Origin of the sequence: Boudabousia marimammalium (genome assembly GCF_001936115.1) — a bacterium.
GTDB classification, from domain to species: domain Bacteria; phylum Actinomycetota; class Actinomycetes; order Actinomycetales; family Actinomycetaceae; genus Boudabousia; species Boudabousia marimammalium.
The window spans coordinates 25,941-42,787 of the sequence record NZ_MPDM01000001.1 but is presented as its reverse complement, the minus strand read 5'-3'; the positions used below and the strand labels follow the sequence as shown (position 1 = coordinate 42,787).

Below are 16,847 nucleotides of genomic sequence, written 5' to 3'. Positions count from 1 at the left end.
GTCTCTTCTGGATGTGCAACTATGCGACACCAAGAATTGTTCGGTAAGGTATCGGCTTCTCTGCCGATACGCGGTTAGGTGGTTATAGTATATTTCATTTTGGCGCCCAAATTAGCGTTTTGGACCACCCAATATCGACTTTAGTCCTAGATGGAGATTTGTCAATAAATTAACCACAATTATGACTAGAATCTGCATTCATATGCGTAAGCATGTTCAAAAAGTTGCAAAAATTGTGAACTTCGCAGAAATGGGGAAGGGCCGAGGGTGGAGGACACAAATGACCCTCACCCTCGGCCCCAACCGGAAATATGAAACCAAACTACAGTAGTGAAGCGTAAAGCTCGCGGATTTCGTCGCGTGTCGCCGGCCGCGGGTTGCCCGGGGTGCAAACATCAGCGAACGCCTCATCAGCCAAGTCGTCCAAGCCGTCCGCGGTGACGCCGACAGCGGAAATGCTGGTCGGATTGCCCAGTGCGACCGTCAAATCCTCGACCGCCTTGCAGGCAACTTCGCGGGCTTCTTCCAAAGTCATGGAGTAGACGCCCTCGATGCCGAAAGCGTGCGCAATATCGCGGTACTTTTCGCCAGTGAACTCAGCGTTGTAGCGCATAATCGGGGCCAGCAGGATACCGTTCGCCAAGCCGTGCGGGGCGTTGTAACGGCCACCCAGCGGGTGTGCCATGCCGTGGACCAGACCCAAGCCGACGTTGGAGTAGCCCATGCCGGCAATATAGCTGGCGTAAGCCATCTTCTCGCCAGCCTCCAAGTCGCCGTCAGCGGATTTCTGTAGGTTCGCGGCAATCATGCGGATTGCGGTCAAGTGTACGGAGTCGGACAGCTCCCAAGCGCCCGGGGTGATGTAGCCTTCGATGGCGTGGGTCAAGGCGTCCAGGCCGGTCGCCACTTTGAGACTGCGCGGCATGGAGTCGGTCAGGTCAGGGTCCACAATCGCTAGGACCGGGATGTCGTGCGGGTCAACGCAGACGAACTTGCGGTGCTTCTCAGTGTCGGTGATGACGTAGTTAATGGTGGTTTCCGAAGCAGTGCCGGCGGTCGTGGGGATGCCAATAATCGGGATGGAGGGGTTCTTGGTGTCTGCCACGCCTTCGAGGGAGAGCACGTCGGAGAACTCCGGGTTAGCGGCAATAATACCGACAGCTTTGGCGGTATCCTGCGGGGAGCCGCCACCTAGACCGATCAGCACGTCAGCGCCGGACTCTAGGAACTTCGCAACGCCGGCTTTCACGTTTTCGACCGGCGGGTTCGGGGCGACGTCGCTGAAAATCTCGTAGGGGAAGCCAGCTTCATCTAGCAAATCGGTGATTTTCTTGGCGGTGCCTGTCTCCAGCAGGATCGCGTCGGTAATCAAGAACGCCTTGTGGTGGCCGCGCTTTTGTAGCTCCGGCACCAGGTTCTGGATGGCGCCGCGACCGAAGTATGCGGTTTGGTTAAAAATCATGCGGTATGTCATGGTTCCTCATTTCAGTTAGGTAACTTTCTGATAACTTGAAATTAGGTTCATGGATTGTTTAAGTCAATAGTTTTCCCGCTGATTTACTTGTCTACTTTCATCCTCTTTGCCGCGTGTTTATGCGGTTTGGGACTTAGGGGCCGGGTTCTCGCTAACTTTGGGGACGAGGGTGCGCAATCGATTGCGAATATTTGGTGAGGGAGTCCTAAATTGTGGTGTTATTCGGTAACGCTTCGCCAGTTCAGGATTCCTGCTGTGCCAGGGGCAGGAGAACGCTTTCGACGCCGCTGAGGATGGATTTGACTAAAAGCTCGAAGAACCTGCACCCAGTTTCTTCGTCCGTTTGTGCGGCCAAAGGCGCCAGTACGTTGTCAATGATGCTGGTTAATCCTTCAGATTCTGCAGCCATTCCACTCAGACTGTGAAGAGCTGAAGTGAGCTGATGGTGTGGTCCGCTGGTTTCAGGAATGCGAACATTTCGTGCACTAATGGCGCTCACTGCAACATTCATGATCATGGCGTGAGCAAGTGGCGCGTATTTGCCGAAGCCGGCTGCTTCTAGCTTCTTCATTCCTAAATCAAAAAATGGGAGGGAAGCCCTGGGGAACTTTGCCTGCCGCAGATGTTCGGTGACGCCATGGTATCTAATCAGCAGCCTCCGCATTTGTGTTAGGTAGTCAGTGAACCAGTCTTTCCATTCGAGGTCTTCGCTTGGTAGTTTGAGCAGAAGCGTTAGGTTCTCAATGATGCGTTCGCACACTTCATCTTTGTTGGCAAAATAGTGATAGAGAACTGAAGGAACCACGTCTGTTTCAGCTGCTAAAGAGCGCATTGACCAGCCGTCAATGCCGTGCTCTTCGGACATTTTGGTGGCTATTTCAACAATCTTTTCTTTGCTTAGTCCCACGCGCCTCGCAGTGGGTCTATCGGGAATGTTCATATTTTTTAAATTACCTCTTGACACTATATGTAGCTAAGAATACTCTGCAAACATCGGATTTTCTGACCATACCAAAGGTTGTGGTCTGACTGGAGGGAGAGAATTGTGTCCACAAAGTCTCAGTCTAAAGAGTGGGTGACTTTGCCCAAATCTACGCAAGCCCCCATCGTATATCTAGTGGTGCTGCTTGCCTTCATGGGTCAAATGCTACTGAGCCCGATTATTGCGCCGCTGTCGCGAGAGCTGGGAATGCAGGAGTGGCATATTGGTGTCGCCATCTCACTAGCCGCATTCATGGTGGTTGTCGCCAGCCCTCTCTGGGGTAAGACCTCCCAAAAGCGCGGCGTCAAGCCGGTCCTCACCGCGGCGATGCTGGTGGCTTTGCTGGCGCTGATTGCGGTGGCGGCGATCTCCTTCCTCGGCCTGCGTGGAATCTGGGTGGGGCCGTCCATGATTATTGGGTTTATGCTGACGCGCGGCCTGATTTATGGTGGCGCGATTGCGGCGGTCACCCCGGCGGCGCAAACCCATTTCGTGACGCAAACCGAAACTGAGGCGCAGCGTGTAAAGGCGGTTGGTGGCCTGGGTGCAGTCAATGGTTTGGCCAGTATTTTGGGCGCTGTGCTGGGTGGTGGCTTAGCTGCGATTGGTGGTTTAATGCTGCCGTTGATTGTGACGCCTTTGCTGATGCTGGCTGGTCTGATTGTGCTGGTGGTGTTCTTCAAGCCGGCCGCTCAGGAGCGTCAGGTGGAGGAGCCAAAGAGTGTTTCCTACTTTGATCCGCGCGCTTTTCCTTTCCTGATTTCTGGTCTGATGCTGTTCGTTGGTTTCGCGTCGGTCGCTACGATTTTTGGTTTCCTAGTGCAAGACCGTTTCGCCTTGTCGGCCTCTGGTACTGCGGGTGTTGCCGCGGTTTATATGGCGCTAATGTCTTTCGCCTTGATTTTGGCGCAGGCTGTGATTGCTTCGCAGCTGGGATGGAACTCTGTGCAGTTGATGCGTCTAGGTTTCGTCGTCACGGTCGTAGGTTTGCTGCTAATAATGCCGGGCGGATCCTATGTGCTGCTGGGTCTGGGGGCGATAACTTTCGGCATGGGAGCTGGCTTAGCTATGCTGGGCTACTCGGCCGGCCCGACCATGGAAATGTCTCAGTCGGAGCAGGGTAGTCTGGCGGGTTTGATTAACTCCAATAATGGTGCTGCCTATGTGATAGCGCCGGTTGCTTCTACCGCACTGTACGGGGTGAGCCCGTACCTGTCACTGGGGATTGGGGTGGTAATTCTGGGCCTGGTGACGGTGTTCGTGTTCGTCCATCCGAAGTTCCGGGCGCTGTCTGCGCGGAAGGTTTAGGCGTCGCCGATGCTGCCGAAGTTTCTTATCGCCTGCTTAGTCATGTTGTTTGCGGCGTTGATTGTGGCTGACGCGGCGGGCCCTGATGCTAGAAGTAAGTGGATCCGGTTCGCTGCCTCTTTGGCGGTGTTCATTGGGGTGCAGTATATTTCCACCTTTGACAGAGTGCCCGGCTGGGTCCGGTTTGCCGCCGCCGCCGCTTTTGTGCCGCTGGGTTTGTTTTTGCTCCGAGGGGGTCGCGGGGACTCGCCGTCTGAAGCCGACTGAATCTGCGGCGAGTGTGCGCTTTATTATTAATTGTGCACCTTGCAAGGTGCACATTCGTGGTTTAGGTGCACAGTCGATGAAGTGGTGGGTGGTGAAGTGGGGCGGCGTAGGTAGTCTGCGCGGCTAAGTAGGATCGATCGGGTGGTTAATAATCTGCGATTGGCAGAACCTGCGGCAGTAAAGGGATTGACAAACAGGGGTTACTGAGTAACTATAGTTGTATAGTTACTCAGTAACCCCGCTGTTTTGGTGGGATTCACACCCTCGGAGGCAAGCTGTGAGCGTCAAACATGCCCTGCTAGCGCTACTAGCGCGCGGAGAATCAAACACCTATCAACTACGCAAAGACTTCCTTGAGACCACCGGACAGTCTTGGCCACTCAACATTGGGCAGGTGTACTCCACCCTGCAACGCCTCGAAAGAGATGGCCTAGTTTCTCGCGGTGAGAAACAGCCTTCACAAGATGGAAACTCTGAAACTGAACCTTTCAGCCTGACCGAAGACGGTAGGGAGGAGCTCCTGAAATGGTGGTTTACGCCGGTGGATCGTGAGAAACCAGCCCGCTCCGAACTAGTCATGAAACTAGCCTTAGCGGCCAGCACCCCCGGCGTGGACGTCGCCAAAATCGTGCAAACCCAACGCCGCAACACCATGAACGCACTCCGTGACTTCACCCGCCTCAAAGTCTCAGCCACCAGCAGTCCAGCCGAGCTGCCCTGGCAACTAGTCATCGAAAACCACATTTTTATGGCCGAGGCAGAACTCCGTTGGTTAGACCAAATCGAAGGCCTAGTCGCCGCCCACCAAAACGGAGCCGCAGCAAACGCAGTCTCCACCACCGACACGACCGCCCTCATTGAACGCCTGTCCGAGGTGAAAAAATGAGCGCCACAGAAAGCCCCAACACTGCAGCCACAACCTGGCCGCTCCTAGAAATGCAGGCGGCCTGCCGCTATTACGGCACTGGGATCACCGAAGTCAAAGCCCTCGATAACGCCGACTTGACCGTTGAAGCCGGAGAGTTCGTAGCCGTCATGGGCCCCTCCGGATCAGGTAAATCAACGCTGCTACATTTGGCGGGCGCCCTCGACCAACCCACCTCGGGCAATGTAAAAATTGCGGGCACAGAAATCACCGGGCTGAAAACCAAAGCCCTTGCCAAACTGCGCCGCCGTGCGGTCGGCTACGTCTTCCAAGACTTCAACCTCGTCCCCACCCTGACGGCCCTAGAAAACGTCGCCCTCCCCCTCGAACTTGATGGTGTAAAAGCGAAAACCGCCGCTGAACAAGCCCTGCAAATACTCGCCAAAATTGGGGTCGCAGAGCTAGCCGACCGCTTCCCCGACAATATGTCCGGCGGGCAAGCCCAACGTGTCGCCATCGCCCGCGCCATCGTCGGCCCCCGGAAACTACTGCTAGCCGACGAGCCAACCGGCGCCCTCGACAGCGCCACAGGCGAAGCCGTCATGGCCGTAATCCGTCAGCGGGTAGATGCTGGTGCCGGCGCACTAGTCGTCACCCACGAGCCGCGCTTCGCCGCCTACGCCGACCGCACCATCTTCCTACGCGACGGCAAAATCGTAGACACCGCCAACCCGGACGACCCCGCCGGCTGGCTGGACAGTGCCCGCAGCACCCTCGGCCACTGAGGTGAAATCATGAAACTCGCATGGAAAATGGCGTGGCGAGACGCCCGCCGTCACCTCACCCGAACTATCCTCGCCACCCTCCTGATTGCCGTCCCCATCAGCGCCGGCACCGCGAAAGTCGCTGTGCAACTGGCCAGCCCCAGCATCGAAACCGTCTCCTTGAAAGACGTGCCGGCCGGGGCGCAGGCGCGCATCCTAGCGCAACCCTACCCGGAAGGCATAACCGTCAAACAGCCCTACCACGGGCAAATGGGCATCCAAAACTACATGGACAAAATGGCCGCCAGTGCAGAGCAAATCGCTCCGCATCTCAACGCCAAAAACCAGCTTTGGCAATTCTGGTTATCTCCAAATGTGCTGGCGAAAAACGACCGCCACATCGCCATTCTTAAAATCACTGAAGCCCAGCCGGAGATCATGCCGCTAATCGCGGAGCTCCCCGCCGACGCCGCTGCACAACTGCAGGCAGCACTCGCCGTTGCACCCTCGTCCTCGGACCCAGTCCCGCACGCGGTACTAAACCAATCCGCCGCCAACTACCTCCACGCCCACATCGGAGACCAACTAGCACTATCCGGCGCCCCCGCCAAATTTGATGGCGGCCAAGAAGGCGCGTTCCACGAGAAGCATTTCACCTACCAGGTCGCCGGCATCGTCCCCGACGAAAACAGCCACAGCCTGCCGAAAATCTGGGCGGCACCCGGCTGGGTGAAAGACACGCTCACCGGCGTGCACGGCGTATTCGGTAACTACGTGGTGACCGGGACGGAGCCCGTCACCTGGCCGCAAATCAAAGAAATCAACCGTGTCGGGGCGATCGTCTTCTCGCGGGACGTCATCTTGAACCCGCCACCAGAAAGCGAACGCTACCCGGTAGAAATCGACGCCGAGTCTCTGTCCCGATCGCTAGTGGACCTAGCTGTCACCGTGGCAATCGTAGGGCTACTGGCGCTCTTCCTGTTGACTCCCGCCTTCACTGTGTCGGCGGAGCAAGCGGCCCGCAGCCTCGCCATGATTGCGGTCGCCGGCGGGACCGGACGGCAACTGCGGCGTATCATCACCCGGCAGGGCAGCCTAGTTGGTTTGCTAGGGGGAGTGCTGGGCGCCCTCGGTGGGCTGATTCTAGGTGTGACTGGCCTCGGGCTAATGACCTGGCAAAAGTACTGGGCGGAAGGGCTGGAGGATTTCAGTTTCGATCCGCTCAGCTGGGCGGGGAATTTCACCTGGTGGCTACTGCCGGTAGCTGTGCTGGCCGGGCTGCTGTGTGGTTGGATTTCCTCGCTGCTGCCCGCCATCTGGGTGAACCGCAATAATCTACTGGAAACCTTGACCGGGTATGTGGCGAATGCTCATACGCGCCCCCGCTACCGTTTCCTGCCGCCGCTACTGCTGCTGGCCGGCGTCGGAGCGTGGGCTTCCCTTCTGATTTACACGCGGAAAGAGGTGGAAATCAGAGCCTCTTCTGGCATGCTGTCCACGCTCTACCTGCTGAGCGGGGTCGGAACGGTCCTGGTCGTCCTAGGGCTGGTGTCCGCCCTGCCGCACCTGTTCCACCTGCTTTCGTCGAGGACGAGGGGGAGTCGCGTCGGGCTGGCCTGGCGGTTAGCTGCACGTGACGCCACCATTCATCGACGCAGGGTCATCCCAGTCGCCTCCGCCACTTTGATGGTGGTTATGCTGTACGTCTCCACTACGACCACCCTGGTGACCTGGGATCAGTGGAAGGATGATGTGAATGATCGCCTTATTGCGCAGGGACGTATCCTGATTGCTCCGAAAATCCCACTAGAGGAAGACTTCAACCGGGAACTCGTGGATAAGACCCGGCAAATCCTTGAGAAAGAGCTACCGATTGTTGCCCACGCCGACATGTACAATGCGGAGGAAGTGGCCGCCTCAGCGGAGCGTCTCCAGCATGGCGGACCGCAGCAGGTTAAGCAGCCGTCCGGTTCTGAAATCTATCCGGAAAGCTACTACAGCTTGGGCTACCGGCCGGGGGAGAGCTGCCCGCCGGGCTTGAATACCACACTGGAGTCTCGGCGAGACCCGACCCAGCCGTTGACCTGTACGCGGCGGACGGTAGTCTCTGGCGCCGGCATTTATGGCGATCTGGAACTGCCGGAAAATCCGGTACTTACCGGTGATGCTATGCGGGCCACCGGGGTGCCCGGCGCTGAGGAGGCTGCGAAAGTGCTGGATGCTGGGGGAGTCGTGGTTTCTAACGGCTACGCCTACAATCCGGCTACCGGCCAGGCGTGGGTTAGCGTGAATCGCAGCCGGCATGATGCCTCCGGCAGCTTACAGTCCGAAGTGATAGCGAACCGGGCATTCCCGGGTGCTTTCGTCTACAACCTGTTAGCACGGACGGGTTTTGTGCCGTCGCCAGAGTTGGCGAAAGAACTGGGATATTACGATGCTCATTTATACGGTCAGATTCTGGTACTGGATCAGAGCGTAGGGGACAGTTTTACCCAGGCGCAGCTGGAGGAAGCCTGGTCGGAGCTGGGTGATTTGCAGGGCGTGATGAGCTACCTGGTGCCGAAGATGACGGCAGCGCCACCTTGGTGGATGCTGCACTCGTTGCGGATTGGTTTGCTGGGACTTCTGTTCGCTACCGTCTGGATTTCTTTGGCGCTGTCGCGCACCCAGATGCAGGCAGATATGGCCACCTTGTCTGCGGTCGGGGCGCCGCCCGGTTTTGCCCGCCGTTACGCTACGGCTCAGGCCGGCCTGTTGCTGTTGGTTTCCACTGTTTTGGGGGCGGTCGCCGGTTTTGCCTTGTCGTGGGCGCGGTTTCGGTTGCAAATGAATTACGACGACGGGGTTTATCGAGTGGTGATTCCCTGGGCTGACCTGCTGGTGTTGGCGGTGCCGGCGCCCTTGCTGATGCTTTCTTTAATCTGGCTGACCAGTCGGGTGCGGTTGCCGTTGTCGGTGCGTAGTCGGGATTAGTGGGGTGCGCGCTGCCGCAGAGTCTTCTCTGGCGCTGAAACTGTGTGGGTTTTTGCCACACTGTTTTGTTTGTGTGTGGGGAAAGGCCAGATTTTGCCCGAATTTGGCCGTTTTTTGGCTTTTTTGCACACAGTTTTGATTTTGTGTGGGGTTTTGCCACACAAAACTGGGTGAAAATGGGTGAAGCCGGCTGTTTCTTTCACATTTTGCGAGATATGGTCGGCTGAGCGGCTGAGCGGTGGAGTTGACCTGTACGGAGGGGTAGTGGGGGCCGAGGGTGTGTCGGTGAGCGAGGCCTCCCACATCGCTAAAAATGTGTGACCCAGTTAATACTAAATGGTGTTTAGAATTAACTAAGGTTTGGGTAACCTAATCTGTGTTGATAGTTGTTTGCGGAGGCTCTTGGCCGACGCAGCGTAACGAAAGTTCTGGATAACACTATGGCTATACCAAACGAACCAGTGGCAGGTGCCCCGGCAGCGGAAGCCCCCAAGATAAACACCTCAGTCCCCACCGCCGAAGATAAAGACAAACGGAAAGCCGCTAACGCTGCGCTCAAAGAGCTGATGAAGCCAGTAAAGATTCAGCTCATGATTGGCCGCATCCTCGGCGGACTATCCGGTATCCTGGCCGTCGCCCCCTACATCGCCCTCGTCTGGCTCGGCGATATTGTGTTCGCCGCCCACAAAGCCGGACAGCTACCCGACTATGACGCCGTCATGGACACCGTCATGTTCCTGATTGGTGCTTTCTTCCTCCAAATCATGGTCTACGTGGTTGGCCTGACAGTCACCCACTTCGCGGACAGCACCCTCACCGCGCATATCCGCCAACTATTGGTTGAAAAACTCTCCCACGCACCGCTCGCCTGGTTCAGTTCCACGACCAGCGGCCGCGTTCGTAAAGCCATCCAAGACGACACGGCAACACTGCACGTCCTCGTCGCCCACGCGCCCGTCGATAATGCCGCAGCCATCATCACGCCGCTTGCCCTGCTGATCTACGCGGCAAGCATCGACTGGCGTCTCGCCCTGCTGACCGTCGCCACCATCCCGCTCTACATCGGATTCCAAGCAGTCCAAACCAAAGACATGGGCGCCAAAACCACCATCATGGATGAGCATTTGGCGAACGTGTCCTCCACCGCCGTCGAATTTGCCGACGGTGTCGTCATCGTCAAAGCCTTCGGCCGCACCGGCGAAGCACACAACCGGTACCAGACCGCCTACAAAAACTTCATCCGCTTCTACCTTGACTGGGTGGGGCCGCTCCTGAAAGTCTCCGCCACATCCGCATCATTCATTGCGGTGCCGCTGCTCCTCCTCATCAACCTGTCAGTCGGTGGCCTCATGGTCAGTCACGGCATAGTCACCATCCCACAGGTGATTGTGACATCGCTAATCTCCCTCGTCATTCCCTCCAGTATCGACAAAATCCTGATGATTACTTGGTCATATCAGCGCGCCGGAAACGCCGCCTACCGGATCCTTGAAACCTTCGACACTCCGGTACTCTCCGATGCAGGCAACATCGACCAGACACTAGAAACCTACGATGTGGAATACCGCGACGTCACCTTCAAATACGATGAAACCGCCGCCACCCCCACCCTCGACAAAATTAACCTGCGCCTCCCGCAAGGAACCGTAACCGCCCTCGTCGGGCCGTCCGGCTCCGGCAAATCCACGCTCGCCACCATGCTGGCCCGCTTCCAAGACCCCGACACCGGCACCATCACCATCGGCGGGGTGCCAATCACGCAAATGCGCACCCAAATGCTGTACCGGAACGTCAGCTTCGTACTACAAGACCCGCAACTGGTGCGCACCAGCATCCGCGACAACGTCAAACTGGCCCGGCCCGAAGCTACCGACCAGCAAATCTGGGACGCCCTCACCGACGCCCAGATTGCTGACGATATTCGCGCCCTAGACAAAGGCCTAGACACCATCTACGGCACCGACGTGCAACTCTCCGGCGGGCAGGCGCAACGCCTCGCCATCGCCCGCGCCCTGCTGGCCGACACGCCCGTGCTCATTCTTGACGAGGCCACCGCCTCCACCGACCCCGACAGTGAAGCCGAAATCCAGCGGGCCCTCAGCCGCCTCGCCGTGGGCCGCACCGTCCTAGTCATCGCGCACCGGCCCAACGCCATCATCGGTTGCGACCAAGTCGCCATCATCGAAGACGGGAAACTGGCCGCCCTCGGCACCCCCGAACAGGTCGCCAACCACCCGCACATGCAAAAGCTCTTCGCACCGCAGGAGGCAAAGTAATGCCGCAAACTAACGTCAAACCCGGCGCCCTTCAGGCCGAGGAAGAACACTGGAAAACCAATCTTCGCCACCCGCTACGCCGCGATCTTTTCAACCGTCTCTACAGTGCAGACGGACTGCGAATCTACCGCAAAGGCATGGTGCTGAACTCTATTATTGGTGCCATCGATGGGCTCTCCATGGTGCTTGCACTGCCCGCCATGGTGTCACTAGCGACCGGGGAAACCGCCTGGGGATTGAACTTCACCTGGTGGATGATTATGATTGCGCTACTGGCACTGGCCAACGCGGTGCTGCGCTATCTGGGCGCAATGAACTCCTATCAGGGAGCCCTCGACACGCTCAACAATGTGCATGCCTCGATTGGGCGGAAACTAGCGCGTCTGCCGCTCGGCTGGTTCGAAGCCGGCCGGGCCGGCGGCATCTCCCGTCTCGTCAGTGACGGACTGATGGAGGCTGCCCAGGTTGACGCGCACCTACTACAAAACGTCATCCGCAACGCGGTCGCCCTGCCCGTCCTAATTGCGGGAGCATGGCTATGGCAGTGGAAACTTGGCCTAGCCATGGTGATTGCCCTGCCCTTCATGGTGGCGCTAATGCTGCTGGCACAACACATTGACCGGGCCGGGAAACGCCCCAAAGCGCCCGCCAACCGGGAACTAGCCGACCGGATTGTGGAGTTCGCCCGCACTCAGCCCGCCCTGCGGGCAGCCGGCAAATCCGGGCACTATGAGCCGCTGGAAGCCGCCCAAGCAGAATCGAAACGCGCCAATCAGCGCGGTCTTTGGCTGAACGTTCTGGCTAACCTAGTTGGTGGTATCGACACCCAAATCGTGGTGGTAGTACTGGCGATTGGCGCTGCGATTGCGGCCAGCACGGGCGCCCTCGGCCCCGTTGAAACCCTAGTGATTATTGGTATCGTGATCCGTTTCTTTCAAAACGTCACCGACCTGGTCAGCTTCGCGATTGGTATCCAATCCGGGGTGCCCTCGATTAAAGAAATCGTCACAATTTTAGGGGCCGAAGAACTCCCCGAACCGCAGCAGAGCGCCCCGCTGAACGCGCCCGGCACCATCCAGTTCGAGAACGTAAACTTTGAGTACCTGCCCGGCAAACCCGTCCTAGAGAATATCAACTTTCAGGTTCCCGCACAGTCCGTTGTCGCGATCGTGGGGCCGTCTGGTTCTGGTAAAACCACGATCGCCCGACTGATTGCCCGCTTCTGGGACGTCACCTCCGGCACCGTTTGCGTTGGCGGTGTGGACGTGCGCAAACTCAAGACCGCCGACCTGATGGCGCAGCTTTCTATGGTGTTCCAAGACGTCTACCTGTTCGATGACACCTTGCTGAACAACATCCTGATTGGCCGCGAGGACGCCACCCGTGAGGACGCCATCGCCGCAGCCGAACTAGCTGGTGTCGGCGAGATTGCCCGCCGCCTGCCCAACGGTTGGGAAACCAGGGTGGGCGAGGGTGGCCGCAGCCTCTCCGGCGGTGAACGCCAGCGCGTCTCTGTGGCCCGTGCCCTGCTGAAGCAGGCGCCCATCGTGCTGCTGGATGAAGCAACCAGCGCCCTCGATGCTGAAAATGAGCAGCATGTGCTGGCCAGCGTGGAGCAGCTCCGCCACCGCTCCACCCTGCTGGTGATCGCGCACAAGCTGGACACTGTCCGCCACGCCGACCAGATCATTGTGCTTAGTGCTGACGGGAAGATCGCGCAGCGCGGCACGCACGATGAGCTAGTCAATATTGACGGGCCGTACCGTACCTTCTGGCAGCGCCGCGTTGAGGTGGCCGGCTGGCGTCTCACCGAGGAACGCTAAACTGGTTTCATGATGATTGTCGAGGGTTCACCCCAGTCCGGACATTTCGGTAGAAAAACCGGGCCGAAACCAAAATTTTCTACCGCCGATGCGGTGGAGGCTGCGCTAAACCTCGGTCTTGACCGGTTCACTTTCGCTGCCGTGGCGAAACGCTTGGGTGTGACGACCGCGTCCTTGTACCGGCTGTTTGCTGACCGGGCGGCCTTGGTGGATGCGGCTTTAGCTCGGATCGCCGGTGAGCTGGAAGCGCCCTCGGCCTCCCTCAGCTGGCAGGATCAGCTACGCAAATATGTGGACGACGTGTGGGGAATGTGCGAGCGGTATCCGGGGTTTCCGGTGGCGCTGATTCATCACCCGGGCGGGCACGTACACATTAAACGGTACGTGAACACCATGGTGGAGCGGATGCTGGCCGCCGGCTTTCAGGGTGGGCCAGAGCTGGCGGCTTTCGCCCTGGATTTTCTGGGCGACACTGCTTTGTCGACCTATGTTGGGGTGCAAGAAATCACCTCAGTTGATGAGTCCGGGGTGCCAATGATGGAGCAAGCGAAAGCTAGGTACAATGCGGATCCGGAGCCGGGGCCAGCCTACTTTGAGGTCAACGAGAACTGGCTGGGCCGCGGATTCTTAGATGTGAAAGTGGAGTTTGTGCTGGCGGCGTTTGGTGATGCGCAGGTGCGGGAAGTGACATTGGAGCATTTCCGGCGGCTTGCTGGGGGCTGAGCGCCAGCGCGGCTGGTTGCGCGGCTACCGCTTAGGCTCCGTATCCAATTCGCCTCTTGCCGGGGGTGTCGGTGCGGTAGTCCCTCTGCTCATCATCCATTTCTCCGTAGCTTATCTGCCGCTAGCCATCCCCACCCCTCTGCAGTTTGGATGGATTTCGTCGAGTGTGATGCTTACGAACAATTGTGCACCGTGCAAGGTGCACAGTCGGCGGGGTGGCCGTGCGGTGGGGTGCACAGTCGGCGGGGTGGCCGTGCGGTGGGGTGCACAGTCGGCGGGGTGGCCGTGCGGCGAAGTGCACAGTCGGTGGGATTCCATGGGTGGAGTACCCATTTTCTCTGTTTGTGTGTGGCAATTTTCCACACATTATTGTTTGTGTGTGGGAAAAAGCCCGAATTAGCCCGAATTAGGCCATTTTTTGGTATTTTCGCACACATTATTGAAACTGTGTGGCAAAATCCCACACACAACCGCACGATTGTGGCTTTTTCGCACACATTTTCTTGAAGGCGACGAGGGTGAGGGTGTGCGCTGCCAACCCGCCGGTGTTGGCTGAAACAGCAGTGGTTTTATGCAGATCAGTCGGCTTATCTCGTCGAGTGTGATGCTTACGAACAATTGTGCACCGTGTAAGGTGCACAATTGTTGCTAAGGTGCACAGTCGGTGGGCTGGCCGCCGGCGTGCAGCACACTCAGCTACGCGAACCCCGCTGCTTCTCAATTCGGGAGCGGAAAACCCTCTCCAACACAATGTAGAAAACCGCGAACAGTACGCCCGCCACCGGCCAGATTACCCAGGAGCGACCCCAGTCGTTGGTCGGCAGACTGTAACTCAAATAGAGTGCCGTCGTGAGCAGCCAATAAATTGCCACGTATGGGCTAATCTTTATCGCTACCGTTCGTTTGGTTGGCTCATAATCGCTCTCCTGCAAGAGTATCTTAGTGGCATTCCACGGAATCCCTACCGAAACGAACAAGTAAATCGCGACGGCAATCAGTGCAAACATTACGGTCACAAAAAGCTCGAGGTAGATGCCCACAGCATCGTCAAGCAGTGCTGTTCCTATCAGAATCACAGACGGCGCTATGATGCATAGTACTATTCCGACGATAATGCTGATGAGAAGCCTTGAACGCATTTCTTCCTGTCGTTGTTTCACCATGCCAGTGACGCCGTAGGCAGTCTCGAAGGGTTCATCTTGGAGGTATTTGAACTTGGAGAGTTTGAATCCTTGCATCACAAAAATAGTGACCGCGACAGCGATCAGCAGCAGCATTACCGGCACAGCTATACCTTCGATAACATGTTCATGTAGCGGCAGTATGCTACTTGCGGACAGCCATTTCAGCGTCATCAGTGGAGTAACTGACATGATGCAGATTGCGACGCCCAGTGCGATTAGACCGGATGATTTCTGTTTCAGCGTCAGGAACTGTGTGGCTTCCTCCATGCTGACTTGCCGCAAGGGCTGCACATTTCGCGCGTCAGCGCCCGCTGCTCCCTCGTCCTCGGCCTTGATGTGCGCGGTCTCGCCACTCAACTCGGGGGCCCGCAGCCCTTCATCTTCGGGCGTCATCTCGTCCCGGACTAGGTAGTCGGTGCTGACGTCGAAAAGTTGCGCCATTTCCAGGATGTTTTTCAGGTCCGGTACGGACTGGGCGCTTTCCCATTTGGAGATGGCTTGCCGGCTTACTCCTAGGCGGGCGGCTAAACCATCTTGGGTCCACCCGTTTCGCTTCCGCAGGTCAATGATTTTGTCGGCCATGATCATGGCTAGTCTCTCTTTCCTCTCTGCCACCAGCATATCTGGCGTCACTAGAGATTCTGCCGAGGATCCCAGTTGCATTCCAGTAACCCGACCTTGAACTTCGCAACCAGCAGTTGCGGGGCCGGGTTTTCCCTTTATTTTAGCGGGTTTTATTTTGGGGTGTCGAGGACGAGGGGGGTGCGCTGGAAACTCGCCGGTCAGGTTAAGTCTGTTGTAGGAAGGTGTCGCAGGCGGCGTGGAAGGCGTCGGTGCGGCTACGCCGGACGCAGTGGTCGGCTCCGGGAATGAGCACGTATTGCAGGTTGGGGTTCTGGTAGGAGGCGATTTCTGTTTGCGCGTCGGGTCCGAAGAGGACATCGCCGGCGTCTCCGGTCAGTAGCAGGGTGGGGACGGTGAGTTCGTGTAGGAGGGAGCGGTCGGACTCCCGACGATTCCGGTGTTGAGAAAGTCTAGGTCGACCTGGGATTTTGCTTCCGCCCAGGCTTGGTATTCTTCAGCGGGCCAGCCGGGGTGTGAGTCTTGTAGCTGCCGGATGGCTGTTCCCGGGTCCGCGGCGATGCGCTGCTGGCGGGAAACGAGGTCCGCTGCGCCGGCCCGGTATTGTTCGGCTTGCTGGTCAGTTAGCAGGGCAGGATCTTCTAGGATGACGGCGCGGACCAGCTCGGGGTGTTGTGCGGCCAGTCGGGCGGCGATGGCTCCGCCCATGGAGTGCCCGCAGAGGATGATTTTTGTGGGGGAAGAGCCGCCTTGCCCGGCCGCCCAGCGCAATACCTCTGCGGCTTTCTCCACCATAGCGTCGAAGGGTCGCAGGAGTTGCTCAGCTGTAAACCGAGGGCTGTGTCCGTGTCCGAGCGCGTCCACGCGGATGACTCTCCACTCTGTTTCTCAGTGTTCTGCTAGTCCGCTCAGACTGGCGGCATTATCGGTGACGCCATGAAAAGCTACGATTGTGCCCTTTCAGGGTGCGCCAGTGTCAATCGCATGCAGTTTTTGTATTCGCCCGCCCCTCATATTCGGCTTACTTTGAGCAATTATAGACAGAAGTCCGGTGTTTGCTTCCTCATTAACTGCTCTGGGAGTTTAGCGGTGAGGCTGTCACCTGCTCACGCAGCGGTGAGGCGGTCACCCGGTCACACAGTGGGGGCTTGGTTTCTCTTGGCTGCCATTTGTGTGTGGGAAAAAGCCCGAATTTGCCCGAGTTTGGCCATTTTTTGGTATTTTCGCACACACTATTGAAACTGTGTGGCGAAATCCCACACACAACCGTACGATTGTGGCTTTTTTGCACACATTTTCTTGAAGGTGACGAGGGTGATGGGGGGTGCGCTGGCAACCCGCCGGTGTTGGCTGAAACAGTAGTGGTTTATGTGTGGATCAGGCGGCTTGACGTCGGTGCGGTTTGGACGCATTTCGTCGAGCGTGATGCTTACGAACAATTGTGCACCGTGTAAGGTGCACAATTGTTGTTAAGGTGCACAGTCGGCGGGGTGGTTGTGCGGTGGGGTGCACAGTCGGCGGGGCGGCCGCGCGGCAAGGTGCACAATTGTTGTTAAGGTGCACAGTCGGCGGGGTGGTTGTGCGGTTGGGTGCACAGTCGGCGGGGTGGTTGCGCGGCTGGCACAC

The 16,847-nt window shown here is 57.8% G+C and carries 13 protein-coding genes; 9 read left to right on the top strand and 4 right to left on the bottom strand.

Annotated elements, in window-relative coordinates; genetic code table 11:
• Positions 1-322 precede the first annotated feature (322 nt).
• Positions 323-1,474: a lactaldehyde reductase gene (fucO, locus tag BM477_RS00180; RefSeq protein ID WP_075360673.1), complete on the bottom strand. Its 1,152-nt coding sequence runs from the start codon at positions 1,472-1,474 to the stop codon at positions 323-325.
• A 241-nt stretch (positions 1,475-1,715) separates the two neighbouring features.
• Positions 1,716-2,414: a TetR/AcrR family transcriptional regulator gene (locus BM477_RS00175; protein ID WP_075360672.1), complete on the bottom strand. Its 699-nt coding sequence runs from the start codon at positions 2,412-2,414 to the stop codon at positions 1,716-1,718.
• A 105-nt stretch (positions 2,415-2,519) separates the two neighbouring features.
• Here BM477_RS00175 and BM477_RS00170 point away from each other — a divergent pair, with 105 nt between their 5' ends.
• The 8 genes from BM477_RS00170 (at position 2,520) to BM477_RS00135 (ending at position 13,455) form a co-directional block, all read left to right on the top strand.
• Positions 2,520-3,764 carry an MFS transporter gene (locus tag BM477_RS00170; RefSeq protein ID WP_222842254.1) on the top strand — a complete coding sequence of 415 codons (1,245 nt, stop codon included), beginning with the start codon at positions 2,520-2,522 and terminating at the stop codon, positions 3,762-3,764.
• A 9-nt stretch (positions 3,765-3,773) separates the two neighbouring features.
• Entirely contained in the window at positions 3,774-4,031 is a 258-nt protein-coding gene (locus tag BM477_RS00165; protein ID WP_075360671.1) for a hypothetical protein, read from the top strand.
• A 277-nt stretch (positions 4,032-4,308) separates the two neighbouring features.
• Positions 4,309-4,917, top strand: coding sequence for a PadR family transcriptional regulator (locus BM477_RS00160; RefSeq protein ID WP_075360670.1), 609 nt, complete (start codon positions 4,309-4,311; stop codon positions 4,915-4,917).
• A complete protein-coding gene (locus tag BM477_RS00155) occupies positions 4,914-5,681 on the top strand; it encodes an ABC transporter ATP-binding protein (RefSeq protein ID WP_075360669.1) in 768 nt (255 codons plus the stop codon). Before BM477_RS00160 ends, BM477_RS00155 begins: the two co-directional genes overlap by 4 nt.
• Positions 5,682-5,690: 9 nt before the next feature.
• Positions 5,691-8,633, top strand: a complete 2,943-nt coding sequence (locus tag BM477_RS00150; RefSeq protein ID WP_075360668.1) for an ABC transporter permease — start codon at positions 5,691-5,693, stop codon at positions 8,631-8,633.
• A gap of 440 nt (positions 8,634-9,073) precedes the next feature.
• The gene (locus BM477_RS00145; RefSeq protein ID WP_075360667.1) at positions 9,074-10,909 is read left to right on the top strand and encodes an ABC transporter ATP-binding protein; all 1,836 of its coding nucleotides are present in this window, start codon (positions 9,074-9,076) and stop codon (positions 10,907-10,909) included.
• On the top strand, positions 10,909-12,732 hold the full coding sequence (locus tag BM477_RS00140) for an ABC transporter ATP-binding protein (RefSeq protein WP_084543596.1): 1,824 nt from the start codon (positions 10,909-10,911) through the stop codon (positions 12,730-12,732). Before BM477_RS00145 ends, BM477_RS00140 begins: the two co-directional genes overlap by 1 nt.
• A 9-nt stretch (positions 12,733-12,741) precedes the next feature.
• Positions 12,742-13,455: a TetR/AcrR family transcriptional regulator gene (locus BM477_RS00135; RefSeq protein ID WP_075360666.1), complete on the top strand. Its 714-nt coding sequence runs from the start codon at positions 12,742-12,744 to the stop codon at positions 13,453-13,455.
• A 692-nt stretch (positions 13,456-14,147) separates the two neighbouring features.
• Here the strand turns inward: BM477_RS00135 and BM477_RS00130 are convergent.
• Positions 14,148-15,302 (bottom strand): helix-turn-helix domain-containing protein, encoded by a 1,155-nt coding sequence (locus BM477_RS00130; RefSeq protein ID WP_158024328.1) that lies wholly within the window; start codon positions 15,300-15,302, stop codon positions 14,148-14,150.
• Between the two features lie 157 nt (positions 15,303-15,459).
• Here BM477_RS00130 and BM477_RS08325 point away from each other — a divergent pair, with 157 nt between their 5' ends.
• Complete coding sequence (locus BM477_RS08325; RefSeq protein WP_158024327.1) at positions 15,460-15,603, top strand: hypothetical protein; 144 nt, start codon at positions 15,460-15,462, stop codon at positions 15,601-15,603.
• Here the strand turns inward: BM477_RS08325 and BM477_RS00125 are convergent.
• Entirely contained in the window at positions 15,597-16,091 is a 495-nt protein-coding gene (locus BM477_RS00125) for an alpha/beta hydrolase (RefSeq protein ID WP_084543594.1), read from the bottom strand. The two genes, BM477_RS08325 and BM477_RS00125, sit on opposite strands and share 7 nt — an antisense overlap.
• Positions 16,092-16,847 lie beyond the last annotated feature (756 nt).

Coding starts and splice junctions, on each gene's coding strand:
- BM477_RS00155 (WP_075360669.1), top strand. CDS start 4,914: ATGAGCGCCACAGAAAGCCCCAACACTGCAGCCACAACCTGGCCGCTC.
- BM477_RS00130 (WP_158024328.1), bottom strand. CDS start 15,302: ATGCAACTGGGATCCTCGGCAGAATCTCTAGTGACGCCAGATATGCTG.
- BM477_RS00145 (WP_075360667.1), top strand. CDS start 9,074: ATGGCTATACCAAACGAACCAGTGGCAGGTGCCCCGGCAGCGGAAGCC.
- BM477_RS00165 (WP_075360671.1), top strand. CDS start 3,774: ATGCTGCCGAAGTTTCTTATCGCCTGCTTAGTCATGTTGTTTGCGGCG.
- BM477_RS00150 (WP_075360668.1), top strand. CDS start 5,691: ATGAAACTCGCATGGAAAATGGCGTGGCGAGACGCCCGCCGTCACCTC.
- fucO (WP_075360673.1), bottom strand. CDS start 1,474: ATGACATACCGCATGATTTTTAACCAAACCGCATACTTCGGTCGCGGC.
- BM477_RS00140 (WP_084543596.1), top strand. CDS start 10,909: ATGCCGCAAACTAACGTCAAACCCGGCGCCCTTCAGGCCGAGGAAGAA.
- BM477_RS00175 (WP_075360672.1), bottom strand. CDS start 2,414: ATGAACATTCCCGATAGACCCACTGCGAGGCGCGTGGGACTAAGCAAA.
- BM477_RS00135 (WP_075360666.1), top strand. CDS start 12,742: ATGATGATTGTCGAGGGTTCACCCCAGTCCGGACATTTCGGTAGAAAA.